19 protein-coding genes, 1 tRNA gene and 1 pseudogene are annotated in these 21,050 nt (G+C 35.9%); 7 read left to right on the forward strand and 14 right to left on the reverse strand.

The features are described from left to right. Positions 1–83 (forward strand): annotated as a pseudogene (locus FW754_RS13330) (FAD-dependent oxidoreductase); the annotation flags it as partial. A 298-nt stretch (positions 84–381) separates the two neighbouring features. Beyond that, a complete protein-coding gene (locus FW754_RS13335) occupies positions 382–726 on the forward strand; it encodes a hypothetical protein (RefSeq protein ID WP_409512888.1) in 345 nt (114 codons plus the stop codon). A gap of 112 nt (positions 727–838) precedes the next feature. On the opposite strand, the gene sohB is transcribed toward FW754_RS13335, so the two are convergent. The 6 genes from sohB to FW754_RS13365 form a co-directional block, all read right to left on the reverse strand. Then, positions 839–1,801 (reverse strand): protease SohB, encoded by a 963-nt coding sequence (gene sohB / locus FW754_RS13340; protein ID WP_409512887.1) that lies wholly within the window; start codon positions 1,799–1,801, stop codon positions 839–841. 90 nt (positions 1,802–1,891) lie between these two features. Further along, a complete protein-coding gene (locus tag FW754_RS13345) occupies positions 1,892–2,527 on the reverse strand; it encodes a hypothetical protein (protein WP_409512886.1) in 636 nt (211 codons plus the stop codon). Positions 2,528–2,644: 117 nt separating this feature from the next. Continuing rightward, a complete protein-coding gene (gene pstB / locus FW754_RS13350) occupies positions 2,645–3,580 on the reverse strand; it encodes a phosphate ABC transporter ATP-binding protein PstB (protein ID WP_409512885.1) in 936 nt (311 codons plus the stop codon). A 13-nt stretch (positions 3,581–3,593) separates the two neighbouring features. Next, positions 3,594–4,985: a phosphate ABC transporter permease PstA gene (gene pstA, locus FW754_RS13355; RefSeq protein ID WP_446324903.1), complete on the reverse strand. Its 1,392-nt coding sequence runs from the start codon at positions 4,983–4,985 to the stop codon at positions 3,594–3,596. Further along, on the reverse strand, positions 4,982–6,361 hold the full coding sequence (pstC, locus tag FW754_RS13360; protein WP_446324904.1) for a phosphate ABC transporter permease subunit PstC: 1,380 nt from the start codon (positions 6,359–6,361) through the stop codon (positions 4,982–4,984). Before pstC ends, pstA begins: the two co-directional genes overlap by 4 nt. A gap of 143 nt (positions 6,362–6,504) precedes the next feature. Next, positions 6,505–7,524, reverse strand: a complete 1,020-nt coding sequence (locus FW754_RS13365) for a substrate-binding domain-containing protein (RefSeq protein WP_409512882.1) — start codon at positions 7,522–7,524, stop codon at positions 6,505–6,507. Between the two features lie 451 nt (positions 7,525–7,975). Between FW754_RS13365 and FW754_RS13370 the strand changes: the two genes are divergently transcribed. Beyond that, the gene (locus FW754_RS13370; protein ID WP_446324905.1) at positions 7,976–8,278 is read left to right on the forward strand and encodes a hypothetical protein; all 303 of its coding nucleotides are present in this window, start codon (positions 7,976–7,978) and stop codon (positions 8,276–8,278) included. A gap of 346 nt (positions 8,279–8,624) precedes the next feature. Here the strand turns inward: FW754_RS13370 and FW754_RS13375 are convergent, their stop codons facing one another. Next, a complete protein-coding gene (locus FW754_RS13375; protein WP_446324906.1) occupies positions 8,625–10,157 on the reverse strand; it encodes a pyridoxal phosphate-dependent decarboxylase family protein in 1,533 nt (510 codons plus the stop codon). Between the two features lies 1 nt (position 10,158). After that, a complete protein-coding gene (locus tag FW754_RS13380; RefSeq protein WP_409512880.1) occupies positions 10,159–11,532 on the reverse strand; it encodes a diaminobutyrate--2-oxoglutarate transaminase in 1,374 nt (457 codons plus the stop codon). Positions 11,533–12,010: 478 nt separating this feature from the next. Between FW754_RS13380 and FW754_RS13385 the strand changes: the two genes are divergently transcribed. Together FW754_RS13385 and FW754_RS13390 are read left to right on the forward strand one after the other, a co-directional pair. Continuing rightward, entirely contained in the window at positions 12,011–12,712 is a 702-nt protein-coding gene (locus FW754_RS13385; RefSeq protein ID WP_419349637.1) for an SIMPL domain-containing protein, read from the forward strand. A gap of 338 nt (positions 12,713–13,050) precedes the next feature. Next, positions 13,051–13,140: transfer RNA gene (locus FW754_RS13390), tRNA-Ser, on the forward strand. A 204-nt stretch (positions 13,141–13,344) separates the two neighbouring features. On the opposite strand, the gene FW754_RS13395 is transcribed toward FW754_RS13390, so the two are convergent. Together FW754_RS13395 and FW754_RS13400 are read right to left on the reverse strand one after the other, a co-directional pair. Beyond that, the gene (locus tag FW754_RS13395; RefSeq protein ID WP_409512878.1) at positions 13,345–14,439 is read right to left on the reverse strand and encodes a fatty acid desaturase family protein; all 1,095 of its coding nucleotides are present in this window, start codon (positions 14,437–14,439) and stop codon (positions 13,345–13,347) included. Between the two features lie 26 nt (positions 14,440–14,465). Beyond that, positions 14,466–15,533, reverse strand: a complete 1,068-nt coding sequence (locus FW754_RS13400) for a ferredoxin reductase (RefSeq protein WP_419349640.1) — start codon at positions 15,531–15,533, stop codon at positions 14,466–14,468. A 147-nt stretch (positions 15,534–15,680) separates the two neighbouring features. Here FW754_RS13400 and fabR point away from each other — a divergent pair, with 147 nt between their 5' ends. Beyond that, positions 15,681–16,364: an HTH-type transcriptional repressor FabR gene (gene fabR / locus FW754_RS13405; RefSeq protein ID WP_409512876.1), complete on the forward strand. Its 684-nt coding sequence runs from the start codon at positions 15,681–15,683 to the stop codon at positions 16,362–16,364. Between the two features lie 687 nt (positions 16,365–17,051). On the opposite strand, the gene FW754_RS13410 is transcribed toward fabR, so the two are convergent. Genes FW754_RS13410 through FW754_RS13420 form a run of 3 tightly spaced genes read right to left on the reverse strand, consistent with a single transcriptional unit; the run spans position 17,052 to position 19,608 of the window. Next, positions 17,052–17,759, reverse strand: coding sequence for a hypothetical protein (locus tag FW754_RS13410; RefSeq protein WP_446324907.1), 708 nt, complete (start codon positions 17,757–17,759; stop codon positions 17,052–17,054). Then, on the reverse strand, positions 17,759–19,183 hold the full coding sequence (locus FW754_RS13415; protein ID WP_446324908.1) for a glycoside hydrolase family 19 protein: 1,425 nt from the start codon (positions 19,181–19,183) through the stop codon (positions 17,759–17,761). The genes FW754_RS13410 and FW754_RS13415 overlap by 1 nt, the downstream gene beginning before the upstream one ends. Before the next feature lie 5 nt (positions 19,184–19,188). Further along, a complete protein-coding gene (locus FW754_RS13420) occupies positions 19,189–19,608 on the reverse strand; it encodes a hypothetical protein (protein ID WP_446324909.1) in 420 nt (139 codons plus the stop codon). A 76-nt stretch (positions 19,609–19,684) separates the two neighbouring features. Here FW754_RS13420 and FW754_RS13425 point away from each other — a divergent pair, with 76 nt between their 5' ends. Beyond that, complete coding sequence (locus FW754_RS13425) at positions 19,685–20,425, forward strand: hypothetical protein (protein WP_446324910.1); 741 nt, start codon at positions 19,685–19,687, stop codon at positions 20,423–20,425. 360 nt (positions 20,426–20,785) lie between these two features. Here the strand turns inward: FW754_RS13425 and FW754_RS13430 are convergent, their stop codons facing one another. Next, entirely contained in the window at positions 20,786–21,025 is a 240-nt protein-coding gene (locus FW754_RS13430; RefSeq protein WP_446324911.1) for a hypothetical protein, read from the reverse strand. Positions 21,026–21,050: the final 25 nt, after the last annotated feature.

Genomic DNA, 21,050 nt, shown 5'->3' on the forward strand with positions numbered 1-21,050 from the left:
ACAAGCAAATCATTATTGCATCGGGTGAAGGTGCGAAAGCGGCATTATCTGCTTTTGATTATATGATGCGTAATGGGCAGTAAGTGTTTAAGTAGAATGTAATTATTTCATTCTCTTTAAAGAAATTAAGCCCATATATAGCCTCCTATTTTAAATTATAGGAGGCTTTTTTAATGCGTGAATTTTAATCTACAAATTAAGATATATTATCCACTCGCAAATACTTTCGTATCCTTATCAATTAAAACTAAAGAACAAAATCAATCATTAAGATAAACCAATCATTAACAAATTTTTATTTTTATTTTTCGTATAACTTGTTTATATTAAATTGTCCATCGTGTTATGGATCACAATAATAGCTCAATAAAGGTAAAATAAATGAATAAGTTACTTGTTGCTTTAGGTCTTGCTGCTACTGTTGCGCTAGTAGGTTGTAACAAAGAAAAGGCGCCTGAAACAGGTGCGACAGCAGGTCAGCACTTAGAAAATGCTGCAACTCAAGCGGGTCAAGATCTTCAAAATGCTGCAAGCGATGCTGCGAATGCAACTGCAACTGCTGTAGATAACACAGCTGCTGCAACTGTAAATGCCGCAGATCATGTTGCAAATGCTGCAGATCATGCTGCAACAGCGACTGTAGATGCCGCTAAAACCGCAACTGCAACTGCTGCTGGTGCAGTTGAACAAGGTGCTGCAGATGTAAAAGAAGCTGCTAAGAACTAATTTTTAGCATTTTATTTTTTATTCATTCAAAATAAAAAAAGGCAAATCTTTATGATTTGCCTTTTTTAATGTATTCAATTTATCATAACTATATCAAAATGTTTCATTTAACTTAAAGCTTAGGATCACGCATTTGTACTAAAGAAGTATTGGCTTTCGCTAAGCTATCAACGACTTTACTCAATATCGATGGAATTAATGTATCTGCCATTTGTACTGCTTGTAGACCTAGCTTTTCACCCAAAGTTGGTTTACGGCGTGTTTGAATTACATACACATCATGTTGTGCCAGTAAACCCAACAAATATTCATCAGATGTTTTCAATTGATCCACAAGATTTAAGCCTTTTGCATCTTGCCCATACCAATGCTCACCTGTTGCCACTTTTTCAACATTCAATTGTGGACGGTATTTTTCGATAAAATGCTTAAATAAAACATGCGTTTGTTGCAATTCTTCTTCGAACTTAGCTTTACCTTCTTCAGTATTTTCACCGAACATAGTCACTGTACGTTTAAATTGCCCTGCCGTATACAGTTCAAAATCGACATGATGCTCTTTCAATAAACGATTAAAATTCGGTACTTGTGCAACTACACCAATAGAACCAACGACAGCAAATGGCGCCGAGATAATCTCAGTAGCAATACATGCCATCATATAACCACCACTTGCAGCAACTTTATCGACACAAATGGTCAAATGAAAACCTGCATCACGTAGACGTACCAATTGAGCAGCAGCCAATCCATAACCATGCACTGCTCCACCCGGACTTTCCAAGCGAACAACTACACGATCTTTACCTGCTTTTGCCGTGGCTAAAATCAGGGTAATTTCTTCACGTAAATTTTCTACAGCTGATGCTTGTATATCACCTTTAAAATCTAAAACATAGATTTTTTGGTTGTTCTTTTTACGTGCTCGAGCTTCCTTCGAAAGCTGTTGTGTTAATTGTAATAATTCAAATTTAGAAGCAGTTGTTTGTGCAATTTTTTTGCGTTGTTCATTAATACGCTCATTTAAATGACTGATGCGAATTTCCGCAGGAACTTTGGGTAAATGAAATAACATAGAATTTATAATCTCTAAAAATAATACACATATTTAATTTAGATTAGGTCAATGCAGAATTTTTTCAATAGTCATTTGTTTTTTATTCTGTTAATGCAAGTCACTTCGCTCTAGTGCTTGATATTGTCTGTTGATCTCTGCTGAAGCAAATAGTCTAAAGTATAGCCAAAAAACAGCATAATATAAAAGAGCTATCACCCCCGCGCTAATCGGCCACCATGCTTGAATGAATAAACCTCCCCGCCTAGAATTTCCACTCGGTACAATAAACGCGTAGATCATAATCAAACCTACAATCATCAGAATTAAAAATACTCTTTCCGACCACAAACCCACAAGATACTTTTTCTTTCCATGTTTCACAGCCAAATCATGTTTATATTTTTTAAATATTGCATGTGCTTTCACATATGTATACCAATGTTGTCGAACCTTATAATGCTGCATTTTGTGCTTAAAAATAAAATATAGTATTGGTCCCATGCAAGAACTAACAATCACAAAGAGATCATACAACCAACGATGATAATTACTCATACTTTTGCTTTGTGAAGTTGGGAATAACCCTATATATGGAATGAAAATCGCTAGACAAATACTCACAAAAACCATTGCTAAAGCGAAATACTCTGCAACGTATTTTGTCGAAAAAATAGAAATGTATAGGTTGCTTTGTGCTTCCCGCATAATATTCAATCTTTTTTGTTCTTCACTTATTGCAATCACTCTTGTTTATCGCCATGTCAGTAACTTATCCTAACAAAAAACAGAGCCATAAAGCTCTGTTTTTAAATATTTTTAAATTTAAATCATCTAGTGAATTTTTAAAACCACTATATCAGATTAACCAAAACGACCTGTAATATAAGCTTCAGTTAGTTGATGATCAGGAGAAGTAAAGACTTTTTCAGTCGCATTGACTTCAATTAAATCACCCAAATGGAAGTATGCAGTACGGTCTGAAACACGTGCAGCTTGCTGCATCGAATGCGTCACAATCGCAATGGTATATTGTTTCGACAATTCAGAAATCAGTTCTTCCACTTTTGCCGTTGCAATTGGATCGAGTGCCGAACAAGGCTCATCCATCAAAATGACATCTGGGCTGACTGCAATGGTACGTGCAATACATAAGCGTTGTTGTTGACCACCAGATAAACCTGTACCAGGTTGATTTAAACGATCTTTCACTTCATCCCACAAGCCCGCTTTACGTAAACTATTTTCAACAATTTCTTCCATGTCATATTTATCACGCGCAAGACCATGTAATTTAGGTCCATAGGCAACATTGTCAAAAATTGATTTTGGAAATGGATTAGGCTTTTGAAATACCATCCCTACTTGTGCACGTAGTAAAACAACATCTAAATTTGGATCATAAATGTCCTGATTATCTAATAACACTTTACCTGTAACACGACATGAGTCAATCGTATCATTCATACGGTTCAATGTACGTAGGAACGTTGATTTTCCACAACCTGAAGGTCCAATAAATGCAATCACTTCATGTTCATAAATCTGTAAATCAATCCCTTTAATCGCTTCAGCTTCATCATAATAGACATGTACATCATTTGCGCTGAGTTTGACTGTAGGTTGTTTTGCAGGCTGTGGTACAGGTGCATCAAACTGTGAAGCCAAAGATACACTTGCTTGTTTTTGTCTTGTTTCAGCCGAAGTAAATTGCGATGGATCTGAATTCACGTTGTTATCCTGTTCAAGCCTATTCGTATTACCCTGTTCAAGGGCGTTTTTAGTGTCTACGCTATTCATAATATGCTCTCATTTACCAACGAACTTCAAATTTCTTACGTAACCAAACTGCAAGACTGTTTAAGCCCACCATTAGTGCAAGTAAAACAATAATTGCCGCCGCTGTACGCCCTTCAAAGAAGTTACGTAGTTCATTGCCCTGCCATAAATACACCTGAACAGGTAATGCCGTTGCCTGATCCATTGGAGATACAGGAATATTTGCAACAAAGGCACTCATACCAATCAGTAACAATGGTGCCGTTTCACCCAATGCATGTGCGATACCAATAATTGCACCAGTCATAATTCCTGGCATTGCCAAAGGTAAAACATGATGGAAAGTTGTTTGAATACGTGATGCACCAATACCCAACGCTGCTTGGCGAATGGATGGTGGAACAGCTTTTAATGATGCTCGTGTAGTAATAATCACCGTCGGTAAAGTCATTAAACTTAAAACTAAACCTCCGACTAAAGGTGCCGAAATAGGTAAATGCATCCAACCAATAAAGATGGCAGCACCCAATAAACCGAACACAATTGAAGGTACAGCAGCAAGATTATTAATATTGACTTCAATAATGTCAGTGATGAAATTTTTTGGTGCAAATTCTTCAAGATAAATCGCACTTGCCACACCGAGTGGAATCGCGATTGCAATCACGATGAGCATCATAAACAGCGAGCCCATGAATGCACCTGCCAAACCTGCGGTTGCAGGAGAACTGCGAGAATCAGGATTAGTAAATAATTGAGTGTTAAACGTCCGCTCAATAATACCTTTGGCAGCCAAATCATCTGAAAGTTTACGAATTTCAGGACTTAATTGTTGCTGCTCATCGGGTAAAGTACGGTCAATATTTCCAGCGAGCCAAACATCAATATTGGCATCGGCAAGGAAATTGATATCAATTTTTTTCCCAATCATCGCAGGATCTTTCATCACCATATCACGGACACGATAGGCTTCTGAACTCGTATAAATTTCACTCAGCTCATCTCGTTGCTTTTCAAGTGCAGGATCTTTGGCAATAATACCATTCACAATCAAAGCATCCCAATCGACCATACCCATTTTGGTTTGCCAATCGACAAAGCGCTCTTCAAACTGTGCAGGACTTTCACCCACTTTCTGTGTCGGTCGTGGTCCAACATCAATTACAGCAGGATCAAAATATACAGGAACAGTCATACTTGCTTGCCAAAATGCAGGCATTCCCTTGTACATAATGCTAGTAAAGAGTATTGCGACAAATGCCAAACCAATAATGACCGAACTCAACCCTACAATGCGGAATATTTTTTCTGTACGATGACGCTTTGCCAAAGATGATGCAATTTTGGCTTTACGCTTTTCTCGTTGCTCTGCCGCAACACGTGGGTCAAATACCTGATCCACGGAAGATGTATTTGATGTACTCATTCGTATTGCTCACGGTATTTGCGCACGATGTACAGTGCAATAATATTCAGACATAGCGTAATCACAAACAAGGTTAAACCGAGTGCAAATGCGACCAATGCTTGCGGACTTGCAAAATCTGTATCACCAGTTAACTGTTTCACAATGGTCACTGTAACTGTTGAAACTGCTTCAAATGGATTGGCATGTAGTAAAGGGCTGTTCCCTGCGGCAAGTACCACGATCATGGTTTCACCGACCGCACGAGAAACAGCAAGTAAAAATGCCCCAGTAATGCCGGGCAAAGCCGCTGGCAAAACAACGCGACGAATGGTTTCAGACTTGGTTGCGCCTAAACCCAATGAACCATCACGCAGTGAACGTGGCACTTGGGTAATAATGTCATCTGATAATGATGAAACAAACGGGATAATCATAATGCCCATGGCAAAACCTGCAGTTAATGCACTCGTGGCATTAATTTCAAGTCCAACCGTTGCGCCCAATGCTTTAAATACGGGTCCAAGCACCATCATGGCAAACACGCCATATACAATGGTTGGAATCCCCGCTAAGACTTCAATGGCAGGCTTCGCCCATGCACGAAAGCGTGGAGATGCATATTCAGCCAAATAAATTGCAATCATCAAACCCAATGGCACTGCGACCAAAAGTGCAATCGCACTGATCATCAAGGTACCCCAAAGCAGGGGAAGCAAACCATAACTACCTTCAGCATTACCCGAGGTACTAAAACCAGGATTCCACTCTGTACCAAAGAAAAAGTCAATTGGACTAACAAATTTAAAGAAGTGCAATGCTTCAGAAAACATTGACATCACAATGCCAATAGTGGTCAAAATAGCCACGCTTGAACATAAAATTAGAGCGACATTAATTGATTTTTCAACCTGATTACGGGCACGATATTGTTGGGATATTTTTTTCTTTGCCCATAATAACCCACCAATGGCAACACAAATCACCACCGCAAATTTGGCATAATTACCAATCTGCTGAATGTTTGAAAGTTGTTGCGCCGCTGCAAGCTCATAAGCGGCAGGAGTATCGGTGACACCAAAACCTGAAGCAATCGCCTGAACACGATCAACCAAAACATTAACACCCGCTTCATCGAGTCCTGATGCAATAGTCGCAGGTACATTTTGTAAAATATAATGTTGTAAAATGCTCGGTTCAATAATGTTCCAAACCAACAAAATTAGAAATGCTGGAATACCACACCACAATGCGACCAAAGCACCATAGTAGCCTGGTCGTGAATGTAAAATTGCCGAATTATTTCCTTTGCCCGACAGGCTTAGACTTTTTCTCAGTCCAATTTGATATGCAACTGCCACCAAAGCCAGCAAAACACCAATGAGGAGCAGATTCATATATTCTCCACTATTTTTCTACTTAATGTTTTAATGACTTGATGCTTTAAATACGTCATGTCCTAAATACTCAAAGTTGAAAAATGCTACTTAGCAAAAAAGCTGATGGCTCATCATTCAACCATCAGCTTCGTTATTATTTCTTACTTCACGCCTTGACCCGCTTTAAACGCTGCAAGTACTTTTGCACGTTCTGCATCAGACATTGAAATTAGACCTGCTTTATCTAGTTTTGAACCTTTACCTGAAACCTTTTTATTTAAGAAGTATTCAGTGAACTGAGATAAGCCCTTAATTGATTTCAAGTGTTCACCTTTTACATAAAAGTATAAAGGACGAGATACAGGATAAGAACCATTCAAAATGGTTTGCTCAGAAGGAACGACATTATTCACTGTTGCCACACGTAACTTGTCACGGTTTTGATCATAGAAACCCAAACCAAAGACACCAACTGCACTTGGAGATGTTTTCAAACGTGCCAATGTTTCTGTGTAGTCCCCTGCAATTTCAATTACTTTACCGTCTTTACGGAAGTTTGAGCAGGCTTTCTTCTGTGCATCTTTATCTAGCTTTTTGAAGTAATCGTAAGATTCACATCCTGCTTCAACCATTTTTTCTTGGAACACTTCACGTGTACCGTGATTCGATGCAGGAACAACTAAAGTAATCGGTTCATTTGGTAATGATTTATCAATTTGATTCCAACGCGTATATGGGTTTGGAACAAGTTTACCATTGGATGGTAACTCAGCGGCTAAAGCTGCAAATACATGCTGTGGACGTAATTTATAGGCAGCTTTTGTTGAGTTCGATGCAAATACAATACCGTCATAACCAATTTTAATTTCTAAAATTTGATTCACGCCTGCTTTTTTACATGCTGCAATTTCAGTATCTTTAATTTTACGTGATGCATTTGCGATATCAATTGTATTATCACCCACGCCTGAACAGAATTGTTTCAAACCCGCAGAACTACCACCTGAGCCAACTACAGGTGCTTTAAACTGTGGAAATGTGTTACCAAATTCTTCCGCTACAATACTTGCATAAGGAAGTACAGTCGAAGAACCTGCAATTTGAATGGTATCACGAGCTGCATTTGCTGCAACGGTTACCCCAGAAACTGCCAAAGCAAGTACGATATGATTTAAGCGCATTCTTTTCTCTCTTTATCAATTGCGGTATTGAAGTACGCCACGAATAATTGTTGTGTACTTTTCCATGACCACATTTTGATTTTAAAATATGACAATTAAGTGACAGTTCTATGACGCTTTGATGATGGATTAATTTTTAAGATGACTATTGGATTTCTAAGACCAAATAAGATTAAAAAACAATCAAATAAAATCCATTGATATACATCACACTATGAAATATTAATATTTTAAATTACATTACATCTAACACTAAATAGTGTAGATAAACTAAATAAAAATATAGACCAACATAACTCATTTAATTTTTATACAATTAAATCAATAGTGTAAATTCAAACAAATATAATATAAAATTTATTTTTTAATAAAATTAAAAATATAATAAGTTATATTTGAAGTATATGAAAAAGCGTAGGTTAAACTGAGCATCGAGCAGATGTAATAATTAGTGTATAAACTTTCTTGTAAGGTCATACCATTATCGGCATTTTTTGGTCAACCCACTTCCAAAGCAGCACCAAAGATTGATTTTATTGAACTCTTAATCTCTGAAAAGTATAAAACTTCACCTGAATTTTTTAATGTTATGGATTTCACATTAAAATATGAAAATATTCATCCAAATAAAAAACTCATTAATAAGTTCAAACAAATTGGGATCATACTAGGGCAACTTTTAGCTAGTAAAAATAAATACCAACTGACTTCTTTAAAGGTCAGCTACCATCTACAAAATCATTTTGATCAATGAGCATGTACGCTATACTACAAAGTCTATTTATGCGAATGAACTGAATCATGATTTAATTAACTCATCTATGATTCCAAATCTGACAAGAAATATAGATAGCTCAATCACGCCATACTTACAAAATGAAGCACCAAGTTCGGATAAAAAAGCCCACTAGCTTCCTACAACTATTGGAGCATTTGCATCCATCATACGTATTTCTTGACCTGAGCAAAGTGTTATTGATGGCACATGGAAAGAACCATAGTTGGTAAAAATACCATAATCATATAGATCTTAATCTGATACGCTATAAAAAAAGGAGCTCTATAGAGCTCCTTTTTTATGTTCTAAAACAACAAAGACATTAATCTAATGCTGTCACATAAGTACCATCAGCAATTGAGCCTTTAATACGATCAGCCTCTGCAAGCACAAGTGCAAGCAAGTTTTTCACGTTATCTAAAGTTGCTACTGGGCTTAAGGTCGTCATTTTCAAAGATTGATTTTGACCGACCTTAGTCACACCAATGTTTGCTTCGCCACGAGCAAACAATTCATCTGCTACGTTTTGATTGAGTGTATCTAATAATTCAACAGGATAACCTGTAGGAATCACACGGAATAACACCGATGCAAACTGAGGATCAACGAGCATTTCTAAGCCATCTGTTGCAGTAATATAGGCTGCAACATCACGCGTTAAAGTTACACCATGATCAATCATTGAACCATAAAGCTCTTCACCTAATGCTTCCACCGTCATCCACAATTTCAACGCATCGAAACGGCGTGTTGTTTGTAGTGATTTCGACACAAGGTTCGGTACGCCATGCTCTTCATCATAAGCCGAGTTCAAGTACTCAGCTTCATAATGCATGAAACGATAGTTCGCTTCATCTTTAAGCAAGAATGCACCGCACGAAATAGTTTGGAAATAATGCTTATGGAAATCAAGCGTAATCGAATCAGAAAGTTCAATACCACCTAACATATCACGGAAATCATTCGATAAAATTAAAGCACCACCCCAAGCCGCATCGATGTGCATCCATGCGCCATATTTGTTGGTGATTTCACGAATTTCTTTCAATGGATCAATAGCACCTGCATCAGTTGTACCTGCAGTTGCCACTACACATGCCACAATCTTACCTTCTGCTTGAAGATGAGCCATGGTTTTTTCGAGTGCATCAACATCCATCTGAGCATTTTCGTTCACAGGAACAGTTACGACAGATTGGAAGCCCATACCCATCATCGCCATATTCTTTTGTACTGAAAAATGTGCATTTTCAGAACAAATAACTTTGACGTTACGCATTGCGTCACCTGGTACGCCATCACGCTGAACAGACCACGGATCACCGTTCTCATCTTTCCAGTTTTTTGCGATGCATGCATCACGTGCTAAAAGTACGCCCATGAGGTTTGACTGTGTACCACCCGAAGTGAATACACCTGCCTGACCTGCACCATAGCCTACTTTTTGACGTAACCAATCAATCAACTGAACTTCCATCAAAGAACCCGCAGGACTTTGATCCCATGAATCCATCGATTGGTTCGTCGCATTGATGAGTACTTCTGCGATTTGGCTCGTCACCATTGTTGGACAATGCAAATGCGCTAATGAATGCGGATGGTGAACCTTTAAACTTTTGTTTAAAAATAATTCCACCATACGATCAAGTGATTTTTGTACACCCATACCTTCTTTTGAAGGGTTAAATGCAATTGCACTACGTAGCTCTTTTATGCTACCACCAGTATACATTTTATCGTTTTGCAACCATGCAGAAACGGCTTTTACCGCCTCGCCCATCACTGACTGATAGTCAGCAATGGATTGTGCATCATTGCAGAATAACGCTTTACGATGTTCTGCAAAATCAACCATATTATGCGCCTCGAGTAGCAACTAGAGCTTCAGCAATTGCTTTCTTAAAGCGAGCCACAGCTTCTACACATTCATCATGTGTAATAATCAATGGGCAAAGTAAGCGAATGACTGTGCCTCCACGACCACCTTTTTCTAACAACAATTTGTTGTTAAAACAAGCTGTTTGAATCGCTGCTGCCAATTGTGAGTCACCTGGAAGTGAACCCATATGGTCTGCTTTTTGGCGCTCATCTACAATTTCAACACCAAGCATTAAACCACGACCACGAACATTACCAATACATGGGAATTCAACCGCTAATTTTTTAAATTCAGCTTGTAAGAAATCACCACGTTCTTGCGCATTTTGTGCAAGGTTTTGTTCTTGAATGGTTTTGATCGTAGCAAGACCTGTACCCATTGCAAGTTGGTTACCACGGAAAGTACCTGTATGGCCAGCAGGCTGCCAAGCATCAAACTTACGTTTAATTCCTAGCACTGCAAGTGGTAAGCTACCACCCACTGCTTTAGACATCACCACAACATCAGGCTCAATACCCGCATGCTCAAAGGCAAACATTTTACCTGAACGTGCAAAACCTGCTTGTACTTCATCAAGAATCAGTACGATGTTATGACGCTCAGTCACTTCACGGATTTTTTGCAACCATTTTACAGGTGCTGTTACCACACCGCCTTCTCCTTGAATCGCTTCAAGAATCACAGCTGCAGGTTTAGTTACACCGCTTTCAACATCTTCAATGAAATTTTCAAAGAAATACGTTAAAGCGTCCACACCCGCTTCACCACCAATGCCGAGTGGGCAACGGTATTCATGTGGATACGGCATAAACTGTACGCCTGGCATTAAACCATTTACGGCATTTTTAGCAGATAAGTTACCTGTCATTGCCAAAGCGCCGTGCGTCATACCATGGTAACCACCAGAAAAACTGATGACCGTGTTACGACCTGTATAGGTTTTTGCCAATTTAATTGCAGCCTCTGTACCATCTGCACCAGATGGACCACAGAACTGTAAGCAATACTCAGCTTTACCACCTGGCAATTGCTCAAGTAGTGCTTCAGTAAATGCATCTTTTAAAGGCGTTGTTAAGTCCAAAGTATGCAACGGTAAACCGCTTGCAAGTGTGTCTTGGATACTTTGAATTACCGCAGGATGATTATGGCCTAATGCCAATGTTCCTGCCCCAGCTAAACAATCGAGGTACGTTGTACCTTCAACATCAGTAACCCAACACCCTAAAGCTTTTGCTATGGCCAACGGCAATTTGCGTGGATAGCTACGAACATTGGATTCCATCTGACTTTGGCGAGTTAAATAGTATTCGTTAGTAGAATTAGGGGCAGGATTTACAGAAGAAACGCTCATATCGAATTACCATCTCTGATATGGGTTGAAAGAAATAAGTCGGGTGACTTGCGGTCCTTTGACTCGGTGCTTTATAGAGAACTTAGTTAAAAAATTTGTATGTTGTTTTTAACCAAGAGCGCGATGATACAGTTTTTTGCAAAAAAATAAATAGCATTTATCTACTTATCTCCCTGAACTTGATTGAAAAAAACATTCACTTCAAGCCGAACTCTCATTATCTTTTAAATAGATGACAATAGAACGAAAATATTAAAACAGAATATCTTCAACTTTTCACCTTCACAACTTGATCAATATTACGTCAATTTTAGAATAAACAAATGATTAAAAAGTAAATTTCAAATAAGTCATCTTTGCAAAAGAAGACCATTCTGAAACAAATTCACCACAAAATATGCATCGATCCACCTTCAATGCCAATTAATATTTCAATCAGTTTACTACGATTATCTGTGTATTTTTTAGGAAATTTTTTATGCGTTTACTGACTGCTTTCACTGCACTACTTAGCATTGTTACTGCAACAAGTGTTTTTGCCGATGACAACTCGCTCAATTACAATATCGCAAATGTTCAAGCAGATGCGACACGTCAAGTCTCTAATGATGAAATGCATGCTACCCTTTTTGTTGAAAAAAGCCATAAACAACCTGCCGAACTATCTGCTCAAATCAGCCAATTGATGAACCAAGCTACGGCTTTAGGTAAAAAATTTCCAACAGTTCAATTGAAAACAGGCTCACAAACCACTTACCCGATTTATGACAATGACAATCAAAAACTAAAAGAATGGCGTGGTCGTGCTGAAGTCCAAATCGAAAGTAAAGATTTCAAAGCTGCAAGCCAACTCATTAGTGAACTGCAACAAAACTTTCAAACAGCTTCAATTAACTTTACTGTTTCAGATGAACAGCGTAGCAAAGTTGAAAATGAGCTCATTGCAGAAGCATCAAAAAACTTTCAACAGCGTGCTCAGCTCCTAGCTCAAGCGTGGAATAAATCGGGCTATAACCTTGTCAGCATTAACCTAAATACAAGTAACTTTTATCCTCAACCGATGATGATGCGTGCAAGTATGGCGAAAATGGAAATGGCGGACTCAGTACCTGTACAAGATGTTTCTGCTGGAGAATCAAAAATTACCGTGAGTGCAAACGGATCTATTCAGTTTAAATAAAACAATACATAGCATCATTTCAGTGTATAGCTCTCTCTGATGTCAATATTTAAAACAAAGACCGCACAATATGCGGTCTTTGTTTGCTTTTAATGATAAAAAAATCAATAAGACTCTAAACTTATCGCTAATCATCGAGTTTTCAGTTAACTCAATCTAATTCATTAGGTTTTTCGCATGAATAATATTTTTAATGCTCGATTAAATCTATATAAGCTAAAGTAAAATATAGCATTGCTAGCTTTTTGCATAAAAAGTAACTAAATGACAAGAAAGTACAGTCATTATTTATAAATTGTATTGCCAAAAGCCTTTTTTATTTATATTATGGCGCCCATGGAAGCGTGGCAGAGCGGTTGAATGCACCGGTCTTGAAAACCGACGAGGGTGTGAGTCCTCCGTGAGTTCGAATCTCACCGCTTCCGCCAAATTTAAAGCAAAAAAGCCCTGACAATGTCAGGGCTTTTTTGCTTTAAATTATCCTTTAATTCATTTATACATACTAATTATTATTATTTTTTTTATAAATTGATCACAAGAATATTCAAATGACCGTCTTAATCCATTTCTATAATAAAAAAGCCACTTTCAACAAGAAATCATTAAAAGTAGCTAAATATTTGAAAAATGTTTTACTTTTTAAATGGAAAGGCATATTTCACAATGCGACCAAGAACTTGACCATACTGCTTAAATAAACTCGCATTGTTATAATTCAATCCATATTTTTCACATACAGCTTGCACTTTTGGTGCCATTTTACGGTAACGACGTGCAGGAACTTCGGGGAATAAATGATGTTCAATTTGATGACTCAAATGACCTGTCAAAATATGAAAAGCTTCCGAACCTGTAAGATTTGAAGAACCTCTAATTTGACGCATATACCAATGCCCACGACTTTCATTTTGTAAAACAGATTTAGGAAAAACCTCGACATCTTTGGTGAAATGTCCACAAAAAATAATACTAAATGTCCATACATTCCGTATGCCATTGGCAACCATATTCCCCGTCAAAACAGGTAATGCTGCGGGACCTGCAATGAGTGGGAAAAAGAAATAATCTTTAAAGAATTGTTTACCAATTTTCTTTTGTGTTGGTTTCCATTCTTCTTTCAATTGCGCCCAAGTTTTACGTTTGTAAAAAACTTTACCAATTTCTAAGTTTTGAATGGCAACCCCCCATTGGAACAACAAGCAAAATGGAATGGCATACAAAGGTTGCACCAAATACCCGGGCTTCCAACGTTGTTCAGGAAATAATCGTAGCAATCCATAACCAATATCATCATCCATACCTTTAATATTGGTATAGGTATGGTGTTTAAAGTTATGGGTTTGACGCCAATTGTCTGCTGTACCGACAATATCCCACTCATAATTAGTACCATTAAAACGTGGATCATTCATCCAATCATACTGTCCATGCATGACATTATGACCAAGTTCCATGTTTTCCATAATTTTAGCAAAACCGAGTAAACCCGTACCTATAATCCATGCTGGTGGGAACCAACCTGCAAATAAACATGCACGACCTAAAATACTGCTATAACGGATTGCAGCATAAACTTTCTTAATATATTGGGCATCTTTTTCGCCAATATCATCTAAAACCTCTTGCTTAATAGCGTCCAACTCTCGTGCTAAGCCGTCTAACTCAGACTGAGTGAGCTCACGATTTTTAGGATTGGTAAAATATTGAATTTTAACTGGCATATTCATGATAAAGCTCGCTTAACTTTATAAAATTAAATATCGATAACTAAATCGGTTTGTGCTGAATTCACGCAAATTCTGAGCAAATTGTTGGGTTCCATATTTTCCTGACCATTGACTAGATTTTTCGTTGAACCCTGTGCTTTATTACACGCACATTTATTGCAAATACCCATGCGACAACCGTGCTGTGGTTTAATATTTTGCTGCTCTAAACCTAATAAAATGGACTGACCTTTTGGAATCGCCACTACTTTATTTGACTGCGTTAATGTCACATTAATGAAGCCAGTTTCTTCCGAAATAATTGGTGTTAAACTAAATGCTTCACTTTTAAATTGTTGTGCTTTTTTAAATAACTGTTCTGCTGTCGTTACAAAACCCGATGGCCCACATACATAAACTATACTTTTTTCTAATGATTGAATTTGATCTAAATACTCAGCATTCAATCGAGCATCGCTAGGATTTTCTTGAGTATAAAATACGCCAAATTTAAAACTTGGATATTGCTCGGCTATTGTTTCGAATTGCTTTTTAAATACAGCATCTTGATTCTTTTTAACCCAATACATTAACCGTACAGATTTCTGTCCTAAATGACCAAGTTCAGCCAACTTTTTGACCAAGCTATACATTGGTGTAATACCGCTGCCTGCCGCCAATAAAATTAGCGGTTGCTCAGTCTTTGGAATCAACATTTCACCATAAGGTTGACCAAATTCTAGGACATCACCAATTTGAGCAGTTTCAGTCAACCATTGACTAACAATGCCTTCCGCGACTTTTTTAACCGTTAATAAAACACGATGAGCATCTAGTTGCGTCAAACTATAAGTGCGTTCATAGCGACGTCCATTTACTTCTACTATTACGGGATGGTGCTGACCTGCTTGCCCCATTTTAAAATGACGATTGACCTCAATCGTTAAGCTAATAGTGTCTTGAGCAGATTGATTCTTCTCAATAATTTTTCCAAGTGCCTGATGAATTGACCATAATGGATTAATTTTTTGTAACCAAAAGTTAGTATGGTGACGTCCAACAACCATTTCAAATATTGAATTTACAGGAGATTTTTGCTTAGCAATAGCGTGCATATCTGCTCATTATTTGACTGAATTTTAATTATTATACACATGTATATATATTTGTATATACATGTGTATTGTATCATTCCATTTCATATTCTCTGTTCAGAAGCTATAATGCCTTAATTCTATGAATCTCTTATATATATGAACCGCATGTCACCATCTAGCCCTTCTGATATTTCCATTTCTGATGAAACAGATTTAGAAAAGTTGCCACCACGTACTGTGGGTCGAAAAGCAACAATCACTAAAGAAGAGCTGTTCCAGGCTGCGCTTAATTTAATTGGTTCACAGAAAAGTATTGCATCTCTTAGTTTGCGTGAAGTCGCTCGTGAAGCTAGCATTGCACCAAACAGTTTTTATCGACATTTTAAAGATATAGATGAGCTTGCGATTGAACTTATTGAGCGTTCAGGTTTAGTTTTACGTCAGATTTTACATGAAGCACGCTTGAAAGCATCGCCGAAAAACAGTGTGATTCGCAGTTCGATTGAAGTATTTCTTGAACAATTAGATGCCGATGAAGGTAATCTTAGTCTACTATTGCGTGAAGGTTACACTGGTTCGACATCATATAAGCAAGCTGTTGATCATCAGCTTAGTTTCTTTCAACAAGAATTACGAGATGACCTAATTCGCTTAGAGCGTTTGAATAATGGTAAATTGGCTTATCCTGAAATTGCAGCAAAAGCCATTACTCAATTGGTATTTAATATGGGGGCAAAAGTCATCGATTTGGCAGCAAACGAACGTAAGGAAGTAGCTGAACAAACCATTATTATGATTCATATGATTTTAGAAGGTTCACGTCATTTAGATCACTCAAGGACGCGTTAAAATCAATCATCATTCTTATTTAATAGATGAGACCTTTATTGTTTTTGCAACATAAATAGCATTGGTTTGTGAGTTTACTTCAAGTTTTGATCAATATTTTTAATATGTGAATTCATTTTTAAATTAGTGAAATGTTTAAATATAGCTCTACTTAACCTACAAACTTGCTGGTAGAGTAAACTCTTTTTTTCGTGTCCAACTTCGTTTATGTAATGTCTTTGACATAATGTGATAGCCAACAGCGTAAGTAAAATATTCTCAAATAAGGAAAGTATATCCTTGGCTTAAGAAAATATTGTTGTTCCTATAAGGTTATTAAAATATTAAATACGAGAGCATCTACCTGTGTAGTTTGATTTAATTGTTCGGTATTTGTCTCAAGTAAAGTCCAATTATCCAACATTACTCTAAAAATATGGAGCACCCTACATACCATAGATATATGATGAACTTCTTTATAGAAATGCATCATTTTTTTGCATAAATCGACTGCATCAGTTTTAGTATTTCTTGGAAAAGAATATTTTTATATCGTAGCGTATATTGAATAATGAGTTATATAGACGCATTAAAAATTTCAGACAGCACTCTACTCTGTTCTTGATCACGACTCAATAAATACAAAAATCGTAAAGTTGCCCTAATTTGAAATATGGCTAAAGCCAATTTTCAAAACATCAAGCTTTTTTAATTATTACAGATGTTTGTATCATTACAAGCAATCCAACCAGTAATTCTATTACCATTTTTATTGGTATAACTTATATTTAGCCATTTAGAACTGATATCTTTAACGGTGAATTCATCATTTTTTATCAGATACCCTAAATGACTAAATGAAAATTGACTATTCTCATTAATATATGTTTTTTTAATTACTTTGCCTTGAATTTTTTTATTATAAATCCATTTTTTAAATAAACTTGACTTAAGTTCATTTTTAATAGATTTCTCACTAGAGTAAGGAAATTTATATATTATTTTATTAGTATATATATTAATAAGATCACCACCATTCCCAAAAAAATTTGATATTTTTTTATTAAATTTACATTGTGTTTCACATTGATAAACATAATTTAGATGATATGTATCAGCATAATTTATTTTATTATTCACATCTCTATAGCTATCACTATATGATATTGAGAAGAAAATATTTTTTTTATTACTTATTTCTTCTTGAAAAACAAAATCAATTTTAGGAATATCATTTGGCACTTGAAATGTATCCAATAAATATTTTTCTTTTTTACAATCACTTTTATATACAAGTAGTAAATCATTTTTAATGTCTGACATAATACAAATATTATCTGTTAATTTATACTCTGTAGCATAACTATTACAACATATAAAAAAAAATGTAATACAAGGTATTAATTTTTTTAACATTATTTGCACACTCCATATTTTTCAATAAATTTCTTTGCTATAGATTTTTTAGCTGCTTTACGTTCTGCTAGCTTCATAGATCCACCATTAACTAGGGAAGTAATAGCAGTCGTTACACTATCTGAATTTATTTGTATACTTTCACTCGCGGTAAGCTTGAGAATTGCACCATTATTTTTATTTTTCCAAAACCATGTTCCAGTTTCTATAGCAATGTTATAGTTTTTTTCTAGCAAGCTCGGATTCTTCACAACATCTAATCCTGTACCATCTGCACAATCTTTATAACCAGCAAAATGCGTTAAATGTAGTATTCCACGCCCTCTATAATCATTATTAGGATAGGACTCATTCCCATATAAGTGAAAACCATATGCTTTATCATTATCCGCAAGATGTTTCCATATATAATCAAGTTTTTGTTGCTTTGTATATTTTCCCATCCCCCTTCTTACAAATCCTGCATTCATAGCAGTTGGAGAAATTGAGTATATATTTTCAGGAGTTTTAAATGTTTTTTTAGTATAGTTAAGAGATTCTCTTACAGCAGTAAAGTCTAAAGTTTCAATTTGCCCTTGTGCTAAAATATTAATTAAGTCCCTACAAGTATTGCTTGAATACTTTTTTAAATAATTGGGAAGCAACAACAATGCCTGTTGAAAGTCTTTTTTCGCTTTTGGCGCAACACTCTTAATAAATTCAATATCAATTTTTAATGATTTATCGCAAGTTAAGCATTTTACAACTCCAACTTCAGGAACTATTACAGGTAAGTTTGGCTCATCAGGTGTTGTTATTGCTTTGCTACTCCTAATATCAAAATAAACAGGTAAATTTATAGGGGTAGTTGATCTAGGTATATATCCTTGTGATGTTGTAAACGGACTATTATCAGGCTTATATGGATGAACTTGTATTCGACTATGTAAAATAGAAGTAATATTCAATTCACCATTCTTTACTTCTTGAATAGCTTCAATAAACCTAGGAGAAGTTTTCGCCTCACCAACTAAATAAGAGACTTTTACGGTAAGTGGTACTGAATAAATTTTCTTATCTTGTTCATTTTCATAAAATATGAATTTTGTTTTTGCAATCCCATAGTCAGTCAAAAAATAAGGTGACTTAATGGTGGGTGGTAAATTTCTAGATACATTAATAGTTGTAATTTTATAGTAAGCATTATCATTGTCGTTATCCTCCTTAAATTTGGTCATATCAGGTAGACCATTTTTATCAATAGGAGTTAATACGAATATCTCTACAGCTCGCCCATCAGATTGAAAAGTTAATATTCCATCAATATCATCTGTTAATTTATTATTTTTTTTATCCCCACCAACATATTGTGTAGCCATAGGAAAATTTAACAAAGGCTTATTATTCGCATCGATAACTTTAATTTTATATTCCGTTAATGCCATTTCACTTATTCCTTACCGTTCGGTTTAGAAATATCAGTATCAAATGATAGCTCTTCATCAACTTCTTCTTCATTGAAAAATGGATCATCAGGTCGATCCATTGTAATATTTTCACTGTTGAACAATAATGCTGTAAATGGTTTCGCTTCTGATGTATAAAATCGTAATGTTGTATCTTCCGTGGAATTATTTAAATTTCTTTTAGCAATTAATTTAGAAGTACCTTCTTCTAAAACGAAAACTTGTTTTTGTATTTCATCAGGAGTAGTAATTATACTTCCTGTACCATCTGTATATTCAAACTTATAGTTTACTTTATGACTATAGTCATTTGGTGCTGTAGGTAACACGGTTACAGGTGACACAACTTTTTCACCACTTTCAAATAAATGCTGCCCAGCTCTGACTACAAATTTACCACCCATTTTTTATCTCTCTATTTATAAAATTTTTATTATTATTTAAATTATACTTAACAATAAATATTTCATTGTGATTTTTATGTCTTTAATTGTAGCCTTTAACTTAGATAACTATGCCATCCTCGCAACAGATAAAAGAGGAGTCTTAAATTACATCAATAAGAATCAAGAAAATCATGTCATAAGAACAGATGACACCTACCAAAAACTTAGAAAAATTCCTTTTGGATTTTTCGCTTCAGCAGGCGACTACCTCATAACAGAATGTTTCTATGCTGAATGTATGGCACAGACACGACAAAAGAGAAATTTAAATCAAATTTTGGAAGATACTTACTACAGATATTGTAATTTAAAAGGTGTTTACCACTTTACGGAAATGACAACTATCCTACTCATTGCAAAGGAATTTAATCAAAATAATCAAATACAAAAAGACACACTGCTGGAAATAAAAATTCAATTCCAAAGTATAAAAATTCAAGTAGTACCCCCTATGAATCTTGTTGCCTTAATGGCGAACATGAATCCTGATCAGAATTTTTGGGAAAGAATGGGAAGTTACTTACGATCATCAAAAGATTTCAGCAATTTTGAAAATTTCTTCAATTACCAAATTCATCTCATAAAATATATCTGGCAAGAACAACTCAAGTTTGATGACCTAATTTCGCATCATATCGACTTTTATTTCCATGATAAAAGAACAAGCAAAGGAATATTGCTTTCAGCAGAAGAATTTAAAATATTACCGACGGGGCTTATACAACAATTTTCCATAGGTACAGAACCAGTATATACGAGCGACCATCTGCTATAAAAATCTCGTCTTAGCTTTTCCCAAATTATAAAGTCTACCTTTACAACTCAACTAGATTAAGCGAGCAAAGTGACTACACTCTCTGCTACTTTTAATTTTCAACTTTACTAAGAGAATTAGCAAACTTAGCCCCCGAATCGAACTTAAGCGAACTTCAATAGCGTACGAATGAAGTAACTACCTAGCACAGTTTTAGTACTTCCCTCTTTTTAATCATTTTTATAAAAGGTCTAAGAAGCTAAAGAGGATTTTCCGAAGTAGTTTAAGAAAATTGAGATACAAATTACTATGCCGATGATTGAAGCGATACGCTAATAATCCTTTATTATGTAGTTTTAGAGCAATCAGGTATAATTTCTGTTAGACATTACTTCCACATTTTAGTAATTCCAAACGATCATTTTTCTGCTGCGCTACATTCACGTTTGCTACAAACACCACGTTCCCCAAAGTAGGAATCATCAAATCCAACAATACCTTCAACAGATGTAAATGTTCACATACTTTAGCAATTTTGTGACGATCGTTGATAAAGATGGCGTTGGTGAAAGGGACATAAATATTGGTCAATTTTGCAGTATCAGTAGCTATAAAATCCATGGAAAAAAGCGAATAATCTTCCTAA

The sequence above is a fragment of the Acinetobacter sp. 1207_04 genome (assembly GCF_052850415.1).

What these genes read in the sequence shown, in the direction of transcription:
- FW754_RS13335 (WP_409512888.1), top strand. Translation starts at nt 382, where the DNA reads ATGAATAAGTTACTTGTTGCTTTAGGTCTTGCTGCTACTGTTGCGCTA.
- sohB (WP_409512887.1), bottom strand. Translation starts at nt 1,801, where the DNA reads ATGTTATTTCATTTACCCAAAGTTCCTGCGGAAATTCGCATCAGTCAT.
- pstB (WP_409512885.1), bottom strand. Translation starts at nt 3,580, where the DNA reads ATGAATAGCGTAGACACTAAAAACGCCCTTGAACAGGGTAATACGAAT.
- pstA (WP_446324903.1), bottom strand. Translation starts at nt 4,985, where the DNA reads ATGAGTACATCAAATACATCTTCCGTGGATCAGGTATTTGACCCACGT.
- pstC (WP_446324904.1), bottom strand. Translation starts at nt 6,361, where the DNA reads ATGAATCTGCTCCTCATTGGTGTTTTGCTGGCTTTGGTGGCAGTTGCA.
- FW754_RS13365 (WP_409512882.1), bottom strand. Translation starts at nt 7,524, where the DNA reads ATGCGCTTAAATCATATCGTACTTGCTTTGGCAGTTTCTGGGGTAACC.
- FW754_RS13375 (WP_446324906.1), bottom strand. Translation starts at nt 10,157, where the DNA reads ATGGTTGATTTTGCAGAACATCGTAAAGCGTTATTCTGCAATGATGCA.
- FW754_RS13380 (WP_409512880.1), bottom strand. Translation starts at nt 11,532, where the DNA reads ATGAGCGTTTCTTCTGTAAATCCTGCCCCTAATTCTACTAACGAATAC.
- FW754_RS13385 (WP_419349637.1), top strand. Translation starts at nt 12,011, where the DNA reads ATGCGTTTACTGACTGCTTTCACTGCACTACTTAGCATTGTTACTGCA.
- FW754_RS13395 (WP_409512878.1), bottom strand. Translation starts at nt 14,439, where the DNA reads ATGAATATGCCAGTTAAAATTCAATATTTTACCAATCCTAAAAATCGT.
- FW754_RS13400 (WP_419349640.1), bottom strand. Translation starts at nt 15,533, where the DNA reads ATGCACGCTATTGCTAAGCAAAAATCTCCTGTAAATTCAATATTTGAA.
- fabR (WP_409512876.1), top strand. Translation starts at nt 15,681, where the DNA reads ATGTCACCATCTAGCCCTTCTGATATTTCCATTTCTGATGAAACAGAT.
- FW754_RS13410 (WP_446324907.1), bottom strand. Translation starts at nt 17,759, where the DNA reads ATGTTAAAAAAATTAATACCTTGTATTACATTTTTTTTTATATGTTGT.
- FW754_RS13415 (WP_446324908.1), bottom strand. Translation starts at nt 19,183, where the DNA reads ATGGCATTAACGGAATATAAAATTAAAGTTATCGATGCGAATAATAAG.
- FW754_RS13420 (WP_446324909.1), bottom strand. Translation starts at nt 19,608, where the DNA reads ATGGGTGGTAAATTTGTAGTCAGAGCTGGGCAGCATTTATTTGAAAGT.
- FW754_RS13425 (WP_446324910.1), top strand. Translation starts at nt 19,685, where the DNA reads ATGTCTTTAATTGTAGCCTTTAACTTAGATAACTATGCCATCCTCGCA.
- FW754_RS13430 (WP_446324911.1), bottom strand. Translation starts at nt 21,025, where the DNA reads ATGGATTTTATAGCTACTGATACTGCAAAATTGACCAATATTTATGTC.